The sequence below is a fragment of the Herbaspirillum frisingense genome, assembly GCF_047325095.1.
GTDB lineage: Bacteria > Pseudomonadota > Gammaproteobacteria > Burkholderiales > Burkholderiaceae_D > Herbaspirillum > Herbaspirillum frisingense.
Genome location: NZ_CP168558.1, coordinates 5338012 through 5358361, shown reverse-complemented (window position 1 = coordinate 5358361; position 20350 = coordinate 5338012). Strand labels below are relative to the sequence as shown.

Genomic DNA, 20350 nt, shown 5'->3' with positions numbered 1-20350 from the left:
CGGACCAGTCTGTCGCGCCGGTGACACCGATGTCAGCAAAACGCCGCATGCCGCAAGGTCTGCGGCGTTTTTTCATGCTCCCGGCCGCGTCGCCTGCACAGGCGCGGCCGGTCTGGATGTTGCGTTTGTTCCGGGCTTCTGTGGAAAATTAAAGTTGGTTAAATTATTAAATACAGAATTAAATATTGGCTATATAACTGAAATACAGAATTAATATTGGTCTTTAGCACATAGAATCCGGTTGCCAAAATCCTTCCCATCCTGAACTCCAGACCATGACTACCGTCACCTCTGCCGCGCCTGCGGCCACTGCTTCCAGCCTGCCTTTCGGCGCCTTCCACGCCGAGCTGCTGCCCGCTCCCAGCCCCCTGCGCGCCGCCATCACCGCCGCCTACCGTCGCGATGAGCGCGAGGCCGTGCAATGGCTGTTGCAGCAGGTCCAGGGCGACCCGTCCTGGAAGGAGTCGACCCAGCAACTGGCCCGGAAACTGGTGCAGCAGGTGCGCGAGAAGCGCACCCGCTCGTCCGGCGTGGACGCGCTGATGCACGAGTTCTCGCTGTCCTCGGAAGAAGGCGTGGCGCTGATGTGCCTGGCCGAGGCGCTGCTGCGCATCCCCGATCGCCAGACCGCTGACCGCCTGATCGCCGACAAGATCAGCAAGGGCGACTGGCGCAAGCACCTGGGTGAATCGCCTTCGCTGTTCGTCAATGCCGCCACCTGGGGCCTGCTGATCACCGGCAAGCTGGTGTCCACCAGCAGCGAAAGCGGCCTGACCCAGGCCATCACCCGCCTGATCGGCAAGGGTGGCGAGCCCCTGATCCGCAAGGGCGTGGACCTGGCCATGCGCATGCTGGGCAACCAGTTCGTGACCGGCCAGACCATCGAAGAAGCGCTGGAGAACAGCCGCGACAACGAAAAGCGCGGCTATCGCTACTCCTACGACATGCTGGGCGAAGCGGCCCTGACCATGCACGATGCCGATGCCTACTACCAGTCCTACGAGCAGGCCATCCACGCGATTGGCCGCGCCTCCAATGGTCGTGGCATCAAGGACGGCCCGGGCATCTCGGTCAAGCTGTCGGCCCTGCACCCGCGCTATTCGCGCGCCCAGCACGCCCGCGTGATGGGAGAACTGTTGCCGCGCCTGAAGCAGTTGCTGCTGCTGGCCAAGCAATACGACATCGGCCTGAACATCGACGCCGAAGAGGCCGACCGCCTGGAGCTGTCGCTGGACATGATGGAAGTGCTGGTCGCCGATCCCGACCTGGCCGGCTTCGAGGGCCTGGGCTTCGTGGTGCAGGGTTACCAGAAGCGCTGCCCCTTCGTCATCGACTACCTGGTCGACCTGGCGCGCCGTCATGGCCGCCGCCTGATGATCCGCCTGGTCAAGGGCGCCTACTGGGATAGCGAGATCAAGCGCGCCCAGGTCGATGGCCTGGAAGGCTATCCGGTCTATACCCGCAAGGTGCACACCGATCTTTCCTACCTGACCTGCGCGCAAAAGCTGCTGGCCGCGACTGACGTGATCTATCCGCAGTTCGCCACGCACAACGCGCTGACCCTGTCGGCCATCTTCCACTGGGCCAAGCAGCACCAGATCGACAACTACGAATTCCAGTGCCTGCATGGCATGGGCGAGACCCTGTACGACCAGGTGGTTGGTGCCGACAATCTGGGCAAGGCCTGCCGCATCTACGCCCCGGTCGGTTCGCACCAGACCCTGTTGGCCTATCTGGTACGCCGCCTGCTGGAGAACGGCGCCAACTCTTCCTTCGTCAACCAGATCGTCGATGAAGCGGTCTCGCTGGATAGCCTGGTGGCCGACCCCATCGAGACCGTGCGCGCCCAGGGCGGCCTGCCGCACCCGGCCATCGCCGTGCCGCAGCGCCTGTATGGCGAGGAACGCACGAACTCAGCCGGCATCGACCTCTCCAACGAAAGCCGCCTGCAACAGCTGGACCAGGCCTTTGCGGACATGGCTGGCCGCCAGTGGCAGGCCGCGCCGCTGGTGGCCGGCGAGATTGTCGCGCAGGCCGCGCAGCCCGTGCGCAATCCGGCCGACCATCGCGAAGTGGTGGGGCAGGTGATCGAAGCTACGGTCGCCGATGTCGATACCGCGCTGACCGCCGCCACCGCCTATGCGCCGCAATGGCAATCCACTCCCGCCATCGAGCGCGCCGCCATGCTGGAACGCGCTGCCGACCTGCTGGAAGCCAACATCGCCGAACTGATGGCCCTGGCCGTGCGCGAAGCGGGCAAATCCCTGCCCAACGCGATTGCCGAAGTCCGCGAAGCGGTGGACTTCCTGCGCTACTACGCCATCGCTTCGCGCCATGACGGCAACGTCCTGGCCTGGGGACCGGTGGTGTGCATCAGCCCGTGGAATTTCCCGCTGGCCATCTTCATCGGCGAGGTCAGCGCTGCGCTGGCCGCCGGCAACGTGGTACTGGCCAAGCCGGCCGAGCAGACCGCCCTGATCGCCCATCGTGCCGTGCAACTGCTGCACGAGGCCGGTATCCCGCGCGCCGCGCTGCAACTGCTGCCGGGCCGTGGCGAGACCGTGGGCGCAGCCCTGACCTCGGACGTGCGCGTCAAGGGCGTGATCTTCACCGGCTCCACCGAAGTGGCGCAACTGATCAACCGCACCCTGGCCAAGCGCTCGCATGACGATGGCGATGGCAGCGGCGAACACGGCGAAGTGCCGCTGATCGCCGAGACCGGCGGTCAGAACGCGCTCATCGTCGATTCGTCCGCCCTGGCCGAACAGGTGGTGCAGGACGTGCTGTCCTCGGCCTTCGACAGCGCCGGCCAGCGTTGCTCGGCACTGCGCGTGCTGTGCCTGCAGGAAGACATCGCCGACCGTACCCTGGAAATGCTGAAGGGCGCCATGGCCGAGCTGCGCGTGGGCCGTCCGGATCGCCTCTCCACCGACATCGGCCCGGTCATCGACGCCGAAGCCCAGCAGAACCTGCTGGCCCACATCGAGCGCATGCGCGGCAGCGCCCGTTCAGTGCACCAGCTGCCGCTGGACCCGGCCTGCCAGCACGGTACCTTCGTGCCGCCGACCGTGATCGAGATCGACGACCTGGCGCAACTGCAGCGCGAAGTCTTCGGCCCCGTGCTGCACGTGCTGCGCTATCGGCGCGATGCCCTGCCGCAGTTGATCGACGCCATCAATGCCACCGGCTACGGCCTGACTTTGGGCGTGCATTCCCGCATCGACGAGACCATCGATTTCGTCGCCCAGCGCGCCCATGTCGGCAACATCTACGTCAACCGCAACATCGTCGGTGCCGTGGTCGGGGTCCAGCCCTTCGGCGGTGAAGGCAAGTCCGGCACCGGTCCCAAGGCCGGTGGCCCGCTCTACCTGAAGCGCCTGCAACGCAATGCGCAGCTGCATGAAGAACTGACCCGCGCCCAGCCCACGGCGGTCCCCAACGCCTTGCTGGACAGCCTGCTGGATTGGGCCCGCACGCACGGCCATGAACGCCTGGCCGCCAGCGGCGAGCGCTATCACCGCGACAGCCTGCTGCAGCGCAGCCTGGTGCTGCCCGGCCCCACCGGCGAGCGCAATACCCTGGCCTTCGCCCCGCGTGGCCTGGTGCTGTGCGTGGCCGCCAGCGTGGGTACCCTGCTCAACCAGCTGGCCGCCGCCTTCGCCACCGGCAACACCGTGCTGGTCGACGAGGCCACCGCGGCGCTGCTGCCGGCCGGCTTGCCGGCCCCGGTGCGCGGCGCTATCCGTCGTGCTGCCCGCCTCGATGGCGAAGCGCTGCAGGCGGCGCTGGTGGACAGCCACCATGCCACCGCCTGGCGTGCCAGCCTGGCGCAGCGGGACGGCGCGCTGGTGCCGCTGATCCTGTGCAGCGAAGATACGGCCATCCCGTTGTGGCGCCTGCTGGCCGAGCGCGCGCTGTGCGTCAACACCACGGCCGCCGGCGGCAATGCCAGCCTGATGACGATCTCGGTGTAAGCCTACCCTCCGCGTAGCGGAGTCGTCCCATCCGCTGAGACGGGCGCCCGGACCTTGTGTCCCGGCGCCCGTTTTTCTTGCCGGCGTACAATATTGCTCCCCCCTGCGGGTGGTGCGCGGCCGGAATGTCTTGCAATCGGCACGGCCAGCCCCATCTCGACAGGACGTGGGGCGGCCAGGCCTGCCCCGCAGCACCTACGCATATATTGAACAGAGGCAAGCATGGAACAATTTCACGGCACCACCATCCTTTCCGTCCGTCGCGGCAACCAGGTCGCGCTGGGCGGCGACGGCCAGGTGACGCTTGGCAACATCGTCATGAAGGGCAGTGCGCGCAAGGTGCGCAAGCTCTATCACGGCAAGGTCCTGGTCGGTTTCGCCGGCGGCACGGCTGACGCCTTCACCCTGCTGGACCTGTTCGAAGCCAAGCTGGAAAAACACCAGGGCAACCTCATGCGTGCCTCGGTCGAACTGGCCAAGGACTGGCGTACCGACCGCATGCTGCGCCGCCTGGAAGCGATGCTGCTGTGTGCCGACCGCGACACCACCCTGGTCATCACCGGCAACGGCGATGTGCTGGAACCCAACGATGGCATCGGCGCCATCGGTTCCGGCGGCAGCTACGCGCAATCGGCTGCCAAGGCCCTGTATGAGAACACCGAGCTGACCCCGGCCGAGATCGTCAAGAAATCGCTCACCATCGCCGGCGAGCTGTGCATCTACACCAACCTGAACCACATCATCGAGACGCTGGATTAAGGCTGGATTAAGCCCCGGCCCCGGTATCACACCGCGCCCGCTCTCCTGATGAACCGTCACAGCGAAAAGATCACCACCATGAACATGACCCCCAAGGAAATCGTCTCCGAACTCGACAAGCACGTCGTCGGCCAGGCCCGCGCCAAGCGCGCGGTGGCCATCGCGCTGCGCAACCGCTGGCGTCGCCAGCAGATCGAGGAGCCGCTGCGCCACGAGATCACGCCCAAGAACATCCTCATGATCGGCCCTACCGGCGTGGGCAAGACCGAGATCGCGCGCCGCCTGGCCAAGCTGGCCGATGCGCCCTTCATCAAGATCGAGGCGACCAAATTTACCGAGGTCGGTTACGTCGGTCGTGATGTCGATACCATCATTCGCGACCTGGTCGACATCGGCATCAAGCAGACCCGCGAAGTCGAAACCCGCAAGGTACGCACCCGCGCCGAGGACGCCGCTGAAGACCGCATCCTGGACGTGCTGCTGCCGCCGGCACGCGATTTCGGATTCACCTCCGAGAATGGCAACAGTGGCGAGAAGGACGACAAGAACACCACCCGCCAGACTTTCCGCAAGCGTCTGCGCGAAGGTGCACTGGATGATCGTGAGATCGAGCTGGAATTGAACGATGCTGCGCCCACCATGGAAATCATGGCGCCGCCGGGCATGGAAGAAATGACCGAGCAGATCAAGTCAATGTTCTCGGGCATGGGCAACCAGCGCAAGAAGGCGCGCAAGATCAAGATCAAGGAAGCCATGAAGCTGCTGATCGATGAGGAAGCCGCCAAGCTGGTCAACGATGAAGAGCTCAAGCTGAAGGCCATCACCAACGTCGAGCAGAACGGTATCGTCTTCCTCGACGAGATCGACAAGATCGCCACCCGCTCGCAGAACGGCAACGCCGATGTCTCGCGTGCCGGGGTGCAGCGAGACCTGCTGCCGCTGGTGGAAGGTACGACCGTCAATACCAAGTACGGCATGGTCAAGACGGATCACATCCTCTTCATCGCCTCCGGTGCCTTCCATCTGTCCAAGCCGTCGGACCTGATCCCGGAACTGCAGGGTCGCTTTCCGATCCGGGTGGAGCTGGATTCGCTGTCGATCGCCGATTTCGAACGCATCCTGACCGGTACCGATGCCTGCCTCACCAAGCAATACGAAGCCCTGCTGGCCACCGAAGGCGTGAAGATCGAATTTGCAGACAGCGGCATCAAGCGCCTGGCGGAGATTTCGCACACGGTCAACGAAAAGACAGAAAACATCGGTGCCCGACGGCTCTATACGGTAATGGAAAAACTGCTGGAAGAAATTTCCTTCACGGCCGGCGAGGCCGGCGTGGACGGGCTCATGATCGACGGTGACTATGTCAACGAACGTCTCGGTGAACTCGCGGTGGACGAAGACATGTCGCGCTACGTCCTGTAGAAATTGGATAAAAAGCGCGGGAGCTTGCGATGGCCAACAAGACATTGGGAACACGGCAGAAACTAAGTTTTCGGGTCGAACCGTCGCAGTCCCGCCCGCGTAATCCGGTTGCCTTGGCAGCCCAGCAGCGCGCCGGTGGTGCGGGTCCGCATCGCAAGAATGCATCGGCCCAACGGCAGCAGTTGAAGGCCGAACTGCAGAGCAAACTGGGCGGTAATGACAAGGATTGACCAGCCACTGCAGGGCTGCAGGGAAGATGTATCAAAATGTTAGATTTTGATGAGAGCGCCGGCAGAAATGCCGGCGCTTTTTTCATTGGCGCGGTGCGCTTGCAGATGAGAAGCAGCTGCGCAATGCCAGATGAGGCGATAAAAAAATACAACAATTGCCATTTCAATCTTTCGCTCCCGTCTAAAAAATGACTTGTATCGACCAAGGTGCAGTCATGCGCGACGAGAAGCATTAATGTCTGTCCATCCGACTGCAAGTGCGGATCCTCAAGACTATTTTTAGAGAAGGACGTCACATGAAAAAATCTCTGCTGGCACTCGCCGTTCTGGGCGCGTTCGCAGGCGCAGCACAAGCGCAAAGCTCCGTCACGATCTACGGTATCGTCGATACCGGTGTTGTCTACCAAAGCAAGGTTGCTACCGCCAACGGCGGCACCGGCTCCAAGTTCGGTCTGAACTCGGGCATCATCCAAGGTTCGCGCATCGGCTTCAAGGGTGCTGAAGATCTGGGTGGCGGCCTGTCCGCAGTCTTCAACCTGGAAGCTGGCTTCAGCAACGACACCGGCGGCCTGCAAGGTTCCGACGCCACCACCGGTTCCAACCTGTTCCGCCGCAAGTCGGTGGTCGGTCTGGCTGGTAACTTCGGTACCGTCCTGCTGGGTCGTCAAACCGACTTCGCTGACACCATCTCGGCTTACACCGCCGTGCAAGACTTCGGTGGCTGGGTCAACAACTCCGGTTCCGGTCTGGATCGCCTGCAAGGCACCCGTACCAACAACTCGATCAGCTACACCACGACCAACCTGAGCGGCTTCACCGGTAACCTGATGTACGGCTTCGGCGAGACCGCTGGCCAGACCTCCGCCGGTCAATCCTTCGGCGTTGGCGGCAAGTACGACAACGGTCCTCTGGGTCTGGGCATCAACTACTACCAGTCCAAGGCTGGTTCGACCCCGTCTGACGTTTCGCTGATCCCGGCAACCTCGACTACCGCCAGCGTCAACACCCTGTCGGCCAACGCTGGTAGCACTGCTCAGAAGGTCCTGAACGTGGCAGCGTCCTACCAGTTCGGTCCGGCACGCGTGTACGGTAACTACTCGCGCGTGAAGCAAGACCTGAACACCCAGGCCAACCTCACCGCCATCGGCGTGGGCTCGCTGACCACCGTGACCAACCGTACGCTGGCCCGTTCCAACAAGGCTGACATCTACGAAATCGGTACCGCTTATTCCTTGACCCCATCGCTGAAGCTGCTGGCGGCCGTGGACCACACCCGTGCCACCTTCGACGGCGTGGATAACAAGGCCAAGCTGACCCAGGTCAGCCTGGGTACCGACTACTGGCTGTCCAAGCGTACCGACCTGTACGCCTTCCTGGCTTACACCAAGGCTAGCGATCTGGTCAATCCGGGCGTCTCCGACAGCACCGGTAACGATGGCAACCAAGGCGCCGTCGCCGTGGGTATCCGCCACAAGTTCTAATGTGAATGAGCAGCGTCGTCGACTTTGACGACGCCTGCCGATCCACAATCGGACTAGCAGTAATAGCAGTAATCAAAGCGCCGCATGAGTTTCATGCGGCGCTTTTTTCATGCTTTTCGACGATTTCGCTTTTGTTAGTTTTCTGTTTCTGTTTCTTACATTTTGCAACAATAAAAATCAGGTCGTAAAAACATCATGTTTGCTTCGCATTCGACTCGGTTTCGCTTTCCACAGGAGGGCTGCAGGTGGCCCGGAAACCCCGTTTGTTGTGCCGCAAAATACTCGCCTTTACATCGCCAAATCCTGACGAAACCCTGACTGGTGGCCGATCTTGATGACTGTAAAGAAAGCGTAATAAGCCTTCCTGTTTGCGCACTTTTCCGCGCCGCACTGCTCTAATATTCGCCATACATTTTGATGCTTGCAGGAATCACCTCCCGACCTCATGTCTGATGAAGTGTCGCTTGCAGCATCTCCCTTCACGCTCTGATAGCGGCATCAATTTCTAAGTTTTTGGTGCATTCGGAACCGACGCAGCTTTCTGCGCCGGAGGGGATTTCTTTTTCCCGGATTTTGTTTGCAGTCGCAAGCGCAACAGAAAGGAAGCAACATGGCCACAAGAGAAGAGCTGGCAGTCATCAAGGCGGCCCGTGCCGGAGAATCGCGCGCACAACTGGCTCTGGGTCGACGTTATCTCAATGGCGGCAGCGGTCTGCCGCGCAGCAAGGGCACGGCGTTCTATTGGCTGCGCCGCGCCGCGCAGCAAGGCGTGGACGATGCCTGGATGATCATCGGCCGCAACATCACCTATGAGCAGGTCAAGGACCTGTCCTCGCCCCAGGAGGCCGCGGTCTGGTACGAAAAGGCCTTCGAGGCCGGCGTACCGCAAGCCGGCCTGATCTTTGCCCGGCTGGTGCTGGAGCATACCGATCAGTTCGACAGCAATGCCCATGCGCGCGCCATTGCCGCGCTCTCCCTGCTGGCCAGTCGCGATGATCACCAGGCGCAGTGGCTGCTGGCGCAGCAGATGCAGCGTCACGGCCAACCGGTGGTGCCGGGTGCGGCCTCCTCGGCAGTCGAAGAACGGCTGATGCAGGAAGCCGCCCGCGCCGGTATCGAGCAGGCCCAGTACGCCCTGCTCGACAAGGCCTGGCAACAGGGGGAGGGCGAGGCCTTTGCACGTGGCGCACGGCCACTGGTGCAGCGACTGACGGAGCGCAATAGCGCTGCCGTCGGCCAGCTGGAGAAGGAATCCGATGCCACCGGCCTGGTGCAGTTGAGCCCCGAGGAGGCCACGCTGCTGCTGCGCTACGGCCAATGGCAGGCGCGTGCGGCGCAACCCGATCTGCAGGAATTGATGCGCCTGTTCGAGCTGGCCGCCGTGGCCGGCGAGAACGAGGCCCGGCTGGAACTGGGTCTGCTGTGCGCCAAGATCGACCGCCAGGGACAGCGCGTGTTCATGGAACAGGGCCTGGCCAACTTCAAGAAAGCCCTGCACTGGCTGGTGCTGGCGGGAGAAGGCGGCAGCGCGCCGGCCTGGCATGCGCTGGCCCGCATCTATTCGCGTTCCATCTATTCGCAGCGCAATCTGCAGGTGGCGCAGCAATATCTGGAAAAGGCGGCCGAGGCCGGCCTGGTCGAGGCGCAGGCGGAGCTGGCGCACATCTTCTGGCGCAATCGCCGCGACGACCCCATGCATGACGTCAAGGCCCTGTACTGGTGGCAACAGGCTGCCGCCCGCGGCGATGCGGAATCGGCCGAGGCGCTGCTGCCGTTCCAGGCGCAGGAAGATGCGCAGGACTGGGCGGTGCAGGCGCGTGCGCAGTTGAGCGAGCGGCTGCGCAACAGCAACCCCTTCCTGAGTGCCCGCATCGAACTGGCGGCCATCTTCGGCCTGACCAAGCCGGAAGCGCTGCTCATCGACATCAAGCAGGCTGATTACGGCCACTGTCTGGTGGTCGACATCTGTGCCCATCATGCCCGCAGCAAGCGGCGCCTGATCGCGGTGCAAAGCGAGGCGCAGCGCGCTGCGATCAACCGCGTCAGTCGCCTGTTCGGCGACGTCGACTGCGGCTTCAGCGGTCCGGAAGGCAATTATCGTCAGCGCCAGTACCGCCTGCGCACAGCCTTCCCCGAGGCCGCCTGAGGCGATGGCCGGCGCTATGCCTACATGTGGTAGCGCAGGGTCAGCGCGACGTTACGCGGCGCGCCCGGCAGGCTCAGGTTGGGGCTGCTGCCGTGGCCGGAGATGATGTAGCCGGTGTTGAAGATATTGCCGACGTTCAGTTGCAGCTCATAGCGGGCCGTGCGGTAGGCCGCCATCGCATCGGCGGTCACGTAGCCGGGCAGGGTGACGGTGTTGCCCGGGTTGGCGAAGCGCGCCCCCACGGCATTGGCGCCACCGCCGACGATGAAGCCCTCGCCCAGTTCCTTGGTCAGCCACAGGTTGGCGCTGTGACGCGGCGTCAGGGTGGCATTCTTGCCCTTGAAGGGTACACTGCCGGCCGCCGTGACGCTGGTGTCGAAGGAGGATGACTCGGTGATCACCGCATCCAGGTAGGCGTATCCGGCCAGCAGTTTCCAGCCCTGCTTGAGGTCGGCACTGAAGGTGAATTCGGCGCCATCGGTGCGCTGCTTGCCGACCGGCACGATCGTATTGTTGGGCAGGGTCGACTTGATGTTGTCGCGCTCCAGTCGGAACACCGACACGGTGGCGCTGGCGCGTCCTTCCCAGAAATCATATTTGGCACCGACCTCGGTATTGCGCGTGTTTTCCGGTGCCAGGTCGGCGTTGTTGGTGGCCAGTGCGAAGTTCTCGCCCGAGGGCTGGAAGGAGCGGCTCCACGAGAGGTAATAGGATTGCGTCTCGCTGGGTTGCCACACCAGGCCGGCGCGCGGACTGTAGGCGGTATCGGTGCGCGACAGGTTGCTGGGCACGCCGGTGGCCGACACCAGCCTGGCCTGCTGGCGGAAGCTGTCGTGGCGCAGACCGACCAGTGCCTTCCACTGCGCATTGAGGGTGATGCTGTCCTGCAGATAGGCGGCAAAGGTGTCATAGGTGCCGTAGGTCAGCGATGGCGCGGTCACACGGTCAGGATTGACCAGCGGCAGCACCGGATTGAAGATCGAGACCGGCGCCACGCCCGAGGTGCCACCCGCCACGGCAACGCCGCCGTAGGTAGCGGCGTCCTTGCTCTGGCTGCCCACTTCCACCCCATAGAGGATTTCATGACGGGTCTGGCCCAGCGTCAGCTTCTGCGTCAGCTCGCTCTGGTTGAACCAGCCGTTTTCATCGCGCACCAGCTTGGCATGGTTCAGGGCCATGGTGCCGTTGGTTTCGTTGACGTTGCCGTTGATGTTGGTGTTGTTGCGGTTGAGGTGGTAATCGTAATAGCGCAGGCCGTTGCGGAAGGAAAACTCGTCGCTGAACCGGTGCGTGAAGGTTGCCGTGGTGGACGCCACGCGTGACTGCACGAAGTCGGCGTCGCGGGCATTGCGCGCACCGAAGTAGGTGCCGGGGTCCACCGCCACCGGACGTCCACGATAGGACGGGATGCCGAAGTCCATGACGCGCCGGTCCTCCAGGTAGTCGGCCTGCAGCAGCAATTTGGTATCGGCCGAGAAGCGCAGGGCCAGGGAGGGCGCGATGGCCTTGCGGTCGATGAATTGCTGGGCGCGATAGCTGTCGCCACGTTCTACGGCGCCGGTCAGGCGCCAGGACAGCGCGCCGTCGCCGGCAGCGCGTCCCAGGTCCAGCTCGGCGCGCCGACCGGCGGTGCTGTTGGCGGTGATGCCGACGTCGCTGATATCCACGCCCGGCTTCTTGCTCACGCGGTTGATCAGGCCACCCGAGGAGCCGCGGCCATACAGCACGGCGGCCGGACCCTTGATTACTTCCACATTTTCCACATTGGACAGGTCGCGGAAATACAGCGCGTCATCGCGGAAGCCATCCACGAACTGGTCCCCGATGGCGGTAAAGCCGCGGATGAACACCTGGTCGCGCTGGCCGTCGCCGGTGGACAGGCCCAGCCCGGGCACGTTTTTCAGGACATCCTGCAGCGAGGCCGCATTCTGGTCGCGGATCACCTGGGCCGGCACCACGTTGATGGTCTGCGGCACGTCGCGCAGCGGAGCTTCGCTCTTGGTGCCGCTGACCGCGGTCGGCGCCACATAGCCGTCATTGGTACGGGCACCGCTGACTTCGATGGCGGGCAGGGAAGAAGCGGATTCCTGCGCCCAGGCCAGGGAGGACAGGGAGCAGGTGGCCAGGACGGCCAGGTGCAAGGGATGCAGGCGGAAATTCATTTTATTCTTCACAATGAGTTCGATTAATAGGAATAATTATTATTCGTATTAAATGACGATTGTAAGAAGATGTAAATAGAAAGCTGCATACTTGCCATGCGCTCCCGTGAAATGGGAACGGCAAGGCCAGTACGCCCGCCCGTGAGGGCAAGGTCACATCGTTTAAGTCAGGAAATCAGGGAATCAGGGAATCAGGTAAAGGGCCAAGCGCGAGGGCGCTCGGCTTCAGTGCAGGTGGATGGCCTGTTCGCCATCGGCACCGCCATCCGGGCCGGCCTGGCCGAAGGAATACAAGGAATAGCTGGTGCCATCGTCGTCGGCCTCGTATTGGTAGGAATTGCCCCAGGGGTCGCGTGGCAGGCGGTCGACATAGCCGCCGATGGCCCAGTTGGCCGGCACCGGTGCCCGCGTGGGCTTGATCACCAGCGCCAGCATGCCCTGCTGGGTGGTGGGGTAGCGGCCGTTATCCTGGCGATAGCGGTCCAGGCCGCTGGCAATGGCCTGCATATCCTTTTCGGCGGCCATGGCTTGCGGGCTGTGGTCATGGTTGAAGCGTGCCACCAGCGGCGGCAGTGCCAGGGCGGCGGCCACCGCCAGCACGGTCAATACCAGGATCCAGCGCAGGCGCGCCAGGCCGCGCTGCAGGAACAGGAAAGCAGGATGTTGCCGCGAGGGCAGGGAAGAACGGCGCATGGAAGCGGCTGGCTTGGTCAAGGGAGCAAGGGGACAAGGAGACGATAGGAAGTCAACGCTGCGCAACACCGGCTTGCGCACAGACGAGCGAGGTGCCGCCCACTGCCGATACCGACGGCGGCGGCCCGGCACTGGTCGGTCATCAGGGCTGCAGGGTCACCGGCACGCCGGCCTGATTGCTGACCACTTCTGACAACGTGGCATAAAACTCGCTGCCGTCACGGGTGTTGAGCCAGTGCTGGCCGTCGAATTTGTAGTGGAAGCCGCCGGAACGGGCTGCCAGCCACATTTCCTGCATCGGGGCCTGGCTGTTGATGATGATCTTGGAGCCATTGCCGATGCACTCGATCTCCAGCACATTGCCGCTGCGGCTGCATTCCACGTCCAGCTCGCTGGCGTCGCAGGCGTCTTCCAGCGCCGTTTCGATGGCGTTGAGGGTGGCATCAGCCAGGTCCAGGAATTCCGATTCGGTCATGCTACACTCCAAGGCATTCTAAGATTTCGATGTAATCCGACATTTTATCGTGAAGTCACACTATTCTCCCGTCCGTCGTGCAGCTTCCCTGGCCCTCTGTGCCGCCGCCCTGATGCTGGCCGGCTGCGGCCAGAAAGGTCCGCTGTACATGCCCAAGGTGCCGCCCGACCCGTTTGCGCATACCCAGCCCAAACCGGCGGCCCCGCAGCCGGACACCAAGGCTGGCGCGCAGCAGGGTGGCGACGTGACCCCGGCGGCAACTGACGCCCCCGCCAAATAGGCCTTCCCGCTGCGTGACCCCGAGGGCCGCGCAGGCAATATCGCAAAACAGCCGCAAAGCGGTGCCGAACCCGTCCAGCGCGGTCGGTGCCGGATTCCCCAACAGTTCAGATTTCAGATTTCCCGGATATCCATGTCCCACTTTTCCTACCGCAATGGCGCCCTGCACGCCGAACAGGTTTCGCTGCAGGCGCTGGCCGAGCAGTTCGGTACGCCGCTCTACGTCTATTCCAAGGCTGCCCTGGTCGAGAATTTCTCGGCCTATGCCGACGCCTGCCGCCAGGCCGGTCGTGCCGATGGTGCAAGGGGTGGGGCACTGGTGTGCTATTCGGTCAAGTCCAACTCCAACCTGGCGGTGCTGAACCTCCTGGGTCGTCTGGGTTCGGGCTTCGACATTGTCTCCGGCGGTGAGCTGCTGCGCGTGGTGGCCGCCGGCGGCGATGCCCGCAAGGTGATCTTCTCGGGCGTCGGCAAGGGCCGCGACGAGATGAAGCTGGCCCTGGAACATGACATCCTCTGCTTCAACGTCGAATCCATCCCCGAGGTGGCGCGCCTGAACGAAGTGGCCGGCGCCCTGGGCAAGCGCGCCCGCATCTCGCTGCGGGTGAACCCGAATGTGGATGCCAAGACCCACCCCTACATCTCCACCGGCCTGAAGGAAAACAAGTTTGGCGTGGCCTATGAAGATGCGCTGAACTGCTACCGTGCCGCCGCCGCCCTGCCCAATATCGAGGTGGTCGGCATCGATTGCCACATCGGTTCGCAATTGCTGGACGACTCGCCGCTGCTGGAAGCGCTGGACAAGATCATCGACATGGTCGACACGCTGGAGTCCGAGGGCATTCACATCCATCACCTCGACATCGGCGGCGGCATTGGCATCCGCTACGACGACGAGCAACCGGTGGCCATCGGCGACTACCTGGCCCGCGTGTTCGCCCGGGTCGACGCCTGGCGCGCCAGCAAGTACGACGGCCGTCCGATCCAGGTCATGTTCGAACCCGGCCGTTCGGTAGTCGGCAATGCCGGCCTGCTGCTGACCGAGGTGCAATACCTCAAGCATGGCGAAGGCAAGAATTTCGCCGTGGTCGACGCCGCCATGAATGATCTGATGCGCCCGGCCATGTATGAAGCCTGGCACGGCGTGAAGACCGTCAAGGAAAATGCCGGCCAGGCGCGCATCTATGATGTGGTCGGTCCGGTCTGCGAATCCGGGGACTGGCTGGCACGCTCGCGTGAGCTGGCCATTGGCGAAGGCGACCTGCTGGCCCTGATGTCGGCCGGCGCCTACGGCATGACCATGGCTTCCAACTACAACACCCGCGGCCGCGCCGCCGAGGTGCTGGTCGATGGCACGCAGGTGCATCTGGTCCGCCAGCGCGAGCAGCCGGCCGATCTGTTTGCGCTGGAAAAGATCGTCGACTGAGTGTGTTGTCGTTCCAATAAGCGGCAGCCCCGGAAACGCGGCTGCCGTTTCCTTTTCAACAGCGTTTATTGATCGGCCGGCAATACGCGCCGGTGCTGGGCCTCAGATATTTTTTGCAGAGCCGCATTTTTGTTTTGCCTTTCAGAAATTTGGGCGCAAAATAGCCGTCCGTCCAAAGAACAAATAACGCATCTCGACAAGCCTGGCGCGCGAGCAGCAACGCGCCACCGGAGACCAGGCAAGCCAACAGGCCACAGGACGACAGGGAGAAGACCATGCCACCGGGACGGTGGTCGGTAGCGCAACACAGGGGAATTCCATGCAAGTCCTGGAACGCACAGAGGGAGATCGCGACAAGCGGGTGCACGGCGAGGGCGCCGAAGGCGACCTGGCGTCTGCGCATCCTGGCGCCTCCGCATCCATCGCATCATCACCAGCAGCATCGACTGCACCCAACGCCGAGGAGTTGGAAGTCCGCGCCTCGCATATCACCGCCGCCGCCGTGGCTGCAGCTGCCGTCACGGCCGCCGTGGTGACCGCCGCCGGCGAGGAACCCACGATGCGCACCGAACGCGTGGCACAGGAGCAGCCCGAGGCGGGCCGCCGCCCGGCATCCAGCGGCCCGCGCAGCGAACCGCAGGTGGCAGCCTCCACCCGTGGCGCCCTGCTGGTCTCGCTGTTGACGCTGGCCATCATCGGCCTGGCCCTGTGGCTGGGTGCGCAATGGCCGCAACGCTCGCTCAAGCCGATGCTGACGCAATTGCCGAGCTTTTCCCGGCCCGCGCCGGTAGCACCTGCTGCCGCAGCCCAGCCGGCTGTCGAAGAAAGCAGCGCAGCGGCCAGCCTGGAGGCCCCCGGACCTGACGCCATCGCCCAGTTGCAGCAGGAAGCCGATGAAAAGGCGCGTCTGCTGGCACAGAAGCGCGCCGCCGCCGAGGCCCGTCATCGCCGCGAGGATGCCGCCCTGGCCCTGCGCGAGCAACGTCGGCGCGAAGCCGAGGCACAACTGGCCAATGCCCGCGCCCAGGCCGAGCGCGCCCAGGCGGCGGTGGCAGTCCCGGAAGCGGTGGTGGCTCCGGCCGCGCCGTCCCTGGCCGAGCAGGTCAAGCAATGCAGCGCGCTATCGCTGTTCGCCCGCGAGAGCTGCCTGTGGAAGCTATGCGACGGCAAGTGGGGCAAGAATGGCTGCCCCTCCTACGAGCGCAATAACGAAGGCGCCTGAGCCGGCGCCGCTGCAGCACCTCTTCCTCCCCTCTCCCTTTCCGGATTGTCTGGATTGTCAGATACGGCCCGGCCGGTACCGCCCTCACGGGGCGCGGCCAGCCGGGAGCAATTCTTGCTTGCCTGAAGGCCGTCGGCGCATGACGGCAAGCCCGCCTGTGGTCCCCCCACGACAGATGAAAAGTCTTGCCGCAAGCGGTTTTGCGAACGGTTTTTGCCGTTGACTTGCCGCTATAATGCGCGTTTTTCTTCCCTTCCCTGCAAGGAAAAAGGCATGAATGCACTGCTCTGGTTCGTCGTCCTCTACTGGGTCATCTCGGTGGCCATCGGTCTGTATGCCACCCGATACGTCAAGAGTTCGAAGGACTATGCCGTCGCCGGCCGCTCGCTGCCGATGTCGGTGGTGACCGCGACCGTGTTTGCGACCTGGTTCGGTTCGGAAGCGGTGCTGGGGGTGTCTTCCACCTTCCTCAAGGAGGGCCTGGGCGGCATCGTGGCCGATCCCTTCGGCTCTTCGCTGTGCCTGATCCTGGTCGGCGTCTTCTTCGCCAAGCGCCTGTACCGGATGAATCTTCTGACCATCGGCGACTACTACAAGAAGCGCTTCGGCCGCGCTGCCGAGATGCTGGTGACGATCTGTATCGTCATTTCCTACCTGGGCTGGGTGGCCGCGCAGATCAAGGCCCTGGGCCTGGTCTTCAACGTCGTCTCGGGCGGCTACATCCCCATGCACTGGGGCATGATCATCGGTGCCGGCAGCGTGCTGATCTATACCCTCATGGGCGGCATGTGGGCCGTGGCCATCACCGACTTCCTGCAGATGATCATCGTGGTGGTCGGCATGCTCTACATCGGCTACGAAGTCTCGGGCATGGTCGGCGGTCCCGGCGTGGTGATCGCGCATGCGGCCGAGGCCGGCAAGTTCAATTTCTGGCCGGCCGCCGAGCTCAAGGACGTGCTGTGGTTCTTCGCCGCCTGGATCACCATGATGCTGGGCTCGATCCCGCAGCAGGATGTGTTCCAGCGGGTGATGTCGTCCAAGAACGAAAACGTGGCCCGCAATGCCTCCATCCTGGGCGGCGTGATCTATTTCTTCTTCGTCTTCATCCCCATCTTCCTGGCCTACTCGGCCACGCTGATCGACCCCGCCATGGTCTCGCGCCTGCTGGAGACCGATTCCCAGCTGGTCCTGCCGACCCTGATCATGGAAAAGATGCCGGTCTTCGCCCAAGTGATGTTCTTCGGCGCCCTGTTGTCGGCCATCAAGAGCTGCGCCAGCGCGACCCTCCTGGCCCCCTCGGTGACCTTCACCGAAAACGTGCTCAAGGAAATTCGTCCCTGGAAGAACGACCGTGAATTCCTCTTCACCATGCGCGCCGTGGTGCTGGTCTTCACCATCGGTGTTACCGCGCTGGCGCTGAACAGCCAGTCCAGCATCTACGAAATGGTCGAGAACGCCTACAAGGTCACCTTGGTGGCGGCCTTCGTGCCCCTGGCCTTCGGCGTCTACTGGCAGCGCGCCACCCGCCAGGGTGCATTGATGGCCATGGTGCTGGGCCTGGTGTCCTGGATCACGCTGGAATACACCGCCCCGGAAGGCCTCTGGCCGCCGCAACTGGCCGGCCTGCTGTTCTCCATCGGCGGCATGGTGGTCGGATCGCTCATGCCCCAGGTGCTGGCACCGGTGGCCCCCATCGCCGTGGCATCGGCCGAGGGAACGGTCCAGTCCTGAGTTCTTCTTGCCTGCCTGAAACGGTCGCCCGGCTCTGCCGCGCGACCGTTTCCGTTTTTAAGCTTCCGTTGGGTCCCAGTCTGCGGTGGGGATGATGCGTTTCATGAACTCATCGAAGAGTGGGACGGTAAAGGCCGTGTCCCCGTGCGTCGGGCTCCATATCATCCCTTTTGCGATGAGACTGCTGCGCAGGGGGCCCAAGGAAGAGCTCTCGCGGCCCAGCTTGGCGGCGATGTCCCCTGAGCGGTGCGGGCCGGCCCCCAGCTCTGCCATTGCCCTCAGATACTTCTTCTCCGCCGGCGTCAGCCGATCAAAACGTACCCGGAAGAAGCTCTCATCCAGTGCCGCGACTGCTTCGACCGAGGCGGTTTCTACGTCCTGTCGCGTGATGGGGCTGCTGGTTGCGACATCCCATGCGTGCTTGCCCCATTCCTGCAGGAAATAGGGATACCCCTTGGTGAAACCGATGATCAGGTTCACTGCTTCGTTGTCGACGTCCACGCCTTCATCATGTGCCGGCTTGACGATGGCGTCGGCGGCGTCGGTCGCGTCCAGCGGACCTATTATCGGGAAGTCAAACAAGCGTTCAGAATAGGACTTGGCCTCTCCCATCCTGCCTCGGAGCTGAGGCAATCCGGCACCCACGACCACCAGCGGAAGTTGCAGTTGCGCACAGCGGTGCAGGGCCGATGTCAGTGCTGCCAGCTGCTTTTCGGGGACATACTGCAGTTCATCGATGAAAATGGCGACTAGCGTGCCGGCAGCGTGTGCTGCGGCCCCGACCTGTTCCAGCAGCATCGTCAAATCACCCTCCAGGTCGCCGTTATCGGCAAGGCCCGGCTCTGGCTCGTAATCGAGTCCGACTTCAACATCGTTGAAGGTGAGCTTCATCTTGCCGACGAATCCCGCAAGGGCGCGCAAGCCGCGAATGGCGACGTCCTTTGCCTGTTCCATACGGCTCAACTTGAGCAGGCCGATACGCAGTTGCGGTGCCAGTACGGCCGGGAGCGATCTCCCTTCAGGTGCTTCGATGCGGATCGTCACTACTCCGGAACCCTCGGCATCCTTCATCATCTGGTCCAGCAAGACCGTCTTGCCGACACCGCGCAGACCGACGAGCATCATGCTCTTGGCGGGTTTGCCACGGCGTAGCCTTTCAATGCATAGGCGCATCTTCGCCCGCACTTCATCACGTCCGGCAAGCTCTGGCGGAGGACTGCCGGCACCCGGCGCGTAAGGATTCAGGATAGGGTCCATATATACACGCTTTAGGTAATTTATGTAATTTTCATAAATTAGCTAAAATCAGTAGAAGAAACAAGGTCAAAGGAAGAGGTGTTGCGTAAGACCATGGCCAGGCTGCTTGCCGCGGCCCGATTCTCTTGGGCGGGGAATCGATGGGATCGCTCGGGGCCTGTTCACTAATCCCTTGATCTAAAACTGGCTATGTTAGCCAGAACTGCTGGGCTAGCCGCTGTCAAAGGATCTTAATAGACCGCTTTTCGACGTAATTTGATATCAATCTAGAAATAGATTGAGCCGAAACCGGAACTTATTTGCTTTCCATTAACCTGAAATGACATGACTGAGCAAACTCGCCCCTACGATTTTGCTGCCGATGCGTTGTTTCTGGATTTCGACGGCACCCTGGTCGAACTGGCGCCACAACCCGAAGAGATCGTGGTGCCGCCGGAACTGATCACGCTGTTGCAGCGACTACAACAAGAATCGGACGGCGCGCTGGCCATCGTCAGCGGCCGCCCCCTGGACCAACTCGACTTCTTCCTGGCGCCGTTGCGCCTGCCGGCCGCGGGCGTGCACGGCGCCGAACGGCGTACCGCCGATGGCCGCATCCTCCAGCAGCCGGTGCCGGACGTGCATCACCTGCGCGAGCGCCTGCTGCCGCTGGTGGAGGGCAATCCAGGTCTGCAGCTGGAACTCAAGCGCGGCGCGCTGGCGCTGCACTACCGGCACGCCGCCCACCTGGAGCAGCGCTGCGTGGAAACCATGATGGACGCCCTGCGCCACGAACCCGGCTTTTCCATGCTGCACGGCAAGATGGTGGTGGAGGCCAAGCCCCACATCAACAAGGGTGACGCGGTGGCGGCGTTCCTGCATGAAGCGCCTTTCCGCGGGCGTCGCCCGGTCTTCATCGGTGACGACGTGACCGATGAAGCCGGATTTGCCATCGCCCAGGCCGAGACCTATGGCGGCCTGGGCATCAAGGTCGGTACCGGCCCCAGTCAGGCGCAGCAGCGTCTGGCCGGTCCGGCCGCGGTGCTGGCCTTGCTGCGAGAGGCCATCCCCGCACGCAGCCTCAGCGGATGACCGCCCGGGCGCAGCACGCGCC

General features: G+C 63.2%; 15 protein-coding genes. 11 read left to right on the top strand and 4 right to left on the bottom strand.

Annotation, left to right across the window (positions count from 1 at the left end; genetic code table 11):
- Positions 1 to 275: 275 nt before the first annotated feature.
- From putA to ACEOAC_RS24315, 6 genes are all read left to right on the top strand, one after another.
- Positions 276 to 3974 (top strand): trifunctional transcriptional regulator/proline dehydrogenase/L-glutamate gamma-semialdehyde dehydrogenase, encoded by a 3699-nt coding sequence (putA, locus tag ACEOAC_RS24340; RefSeq protein WP_413628630.1) that lies wholly within the window; start codon positions 276 to 278, stop codon positions 3972 to 3974.
- A gap of 222 nt (positions 3975 to 4196) precedes the next feature.
- Positions 4197 to 4733, top strand: coding sequence for an ATP-dependent protease subunit HslV (gene hslV / locus ACEOAC_RS24335; protein ID WP_006464149.1), 537 nt, complete (start codon positions 4197 to 4199; stop codon positions 4731 to 4733).
- 78 nt (positions 4734 to 4811) lie between these two features.
- Positions 4812 to 6155: an ATP-dependent protease ATPase subunit HslU gene (gene hslU / locus ACEOAC_RS24330; RefSeq protein WP_241813900.1), complete on the top strand. Its 1344-nt coding sequence runs from the start codon at positions 4812 to 4814 to the stop codon at positions 6153 to 6155.
- A gap of 29 nt (positions 6156 to 6184) precedes the next feature.
- Entirely contained in the window at positions 6185 to 6385 is a 201-nt protein-coding gene (locus ACEOAC_RS24325) for a hypothetical protein (protein WP_039875846.1), read from the top strand.
- A gap of 296 nt (positions 6386 to 6681) precedes the next feature.
- Positions 6682 to 7866 (top strand): porin, encoded by a 1185-nt coding sequence (locus ACEOAC_RS24320; RefSeq protein WP_241813898.1) that lies wholly within the window; start codon positions 6682 to 6684, stop codon positions 7864 to 7866.
- A 610-nt stretch (positions 7867 to 8476) separates the two neighbouring features.
- Positions 8477 to 10012 carry a tetratricopeptide repeat protein gene (locus tag ACEOAC_RS24315; RefSeq protein WP_234295207.1) on the top strand — a complete coding sequence of 512 codons (1536 nt, stop codon included), beginning with the start codon at positions 8477 to 8479 and terminating at the stop codon, positions 10010 to 10012.
- Positions 10013 to 10032: 20 nt separating this feature from the next.
- Here ACEOAC_RS24315 and ACEOAC_RS24310 read toward each other — a convergent pair whose 3' ends face one another.
- From ACEOAC_RS24310 to cyaY, 3 genes are all read right to left on the bottom strand, one after another.
- Entirely contained in the window at positions 10033 to 12174 is a 2142-nt protein-coding gene (locus ACEOAC_RS24310; RefSeq protein WP_413628629.1) for a TonB-dependent receptor, read from the bottom strand.
- Between the two features lie 225 nt (positions 12175 to 12399).
- A complete protein-coding gene (gspG, locus tag ACEOAC_RS24305; RefSeq protein WP_006464144.1) occupies positions 12400 to 12867 on the bottom strand; it encodes a type II secretion system major pseudopilin GspG in 468 nt (155 codons plus the stop codon).
- 142 nt (positions 12868 to 13009) lie between these two features.
- A complete protein-coding gene (gene cyaY, locus ACEOAC_RS24300; protein WP_241813896.1) occupies positions 13010 to 13342 on the bottom strand; it encodes an iron donor protein CyaY in 333 nt (110 codons plus the stop codon).
- 49 nt (positions 13343 to 13391) lie between these two features.
- Here cyaY and lptM point away from each other — a divergent pair, with 49 nt between their 5' ends.
- The 4 genes from lptM to ACEOAC_RS24280 all read left to right on the top strand — a co-directional run bounded on the left by lptM (position 13392) and on the right by ACEOAC_RS24280 (position 18000).
- A complete protein-coding gene (lptM, locus tag ACEOAC_RS24295) occupies positions 13392 to 13622 on the top strand; it encodes an LPS translocon maturation chaperone LptM (RefSeq protein WP_077235884.1) in 231 nt (76 codons plus the stop codon).
- 132 nt (positions 13623 to 13754) lie between these two features.
- A complete protein-coding gene (gene lysA / locus ACEOAC_RS24290; protein WP_413445506.1) occupies positions 13755 to 15047 on the top strand; it encodes a diaminopimelate decarboxylase in 1293 nt (430 codons plus the stop codon).
- Positions 15048 to 15366: 319 nt separating this feature from the next.
- Positions 15367 to 16269, top strand: coding sequence for a phage tail protein (locus ACEOAC_RS24285; protein WP_413628628.1), 903 nt, complete (start codon positions 15367 to 15369; stop codon positions 16267 to 16269).
- Positions 16270 to 16542: 273 nt separating this feature from the next.
- Positions 16543 to 18000 carry a sodium:solute symporter family protein gene (locus ACEOAC_RS24280; RefSeq protein WP_413445080.1) on the top strand — a complete coding sequence of 486 codons (1458 nt, stop codon included), beginning with the start codon at positions 16543 to 16545 and terminating at the stop codon, positions 17998 to 18000.
- A 57-nt stretch (positions 18001 to 18057) separates the two neighbouring features.
- Here ACEOAC_RS24280 and ACEOAC_RS24275 read toward each other — a convergent pair whose 3' ends face one another.
- Positions 18058 to 19257, bottom strand: coding sequence for an ATP-binding protein (locus ACEOAC_RS24275; RefSeq protein ID WP_413445079.1), 1200 nt, complete (start codon positions 19255 to 19257; stop codon positions 18058 to 18060).
- Between the two features lie 324 nt (positions 19258 to 19581).
- Between ACEOAC_RS24275 and otsB the strand changes: the two genes are divergently transcribed.
- Positions 19582 to 20328 (top strand): trehalose-phosphatase, encoded by a 747-nt coding sequence (gene otsB / locus ACEOAC_RS24270; RefSeq protein WP_077235879.1) that lies wholly within the window; start codon positions 19582 to 19584, stop codon positions 20326 to 20328.
- Positions 20329 to 20350 lie beyond the last annotated feature (22 nt).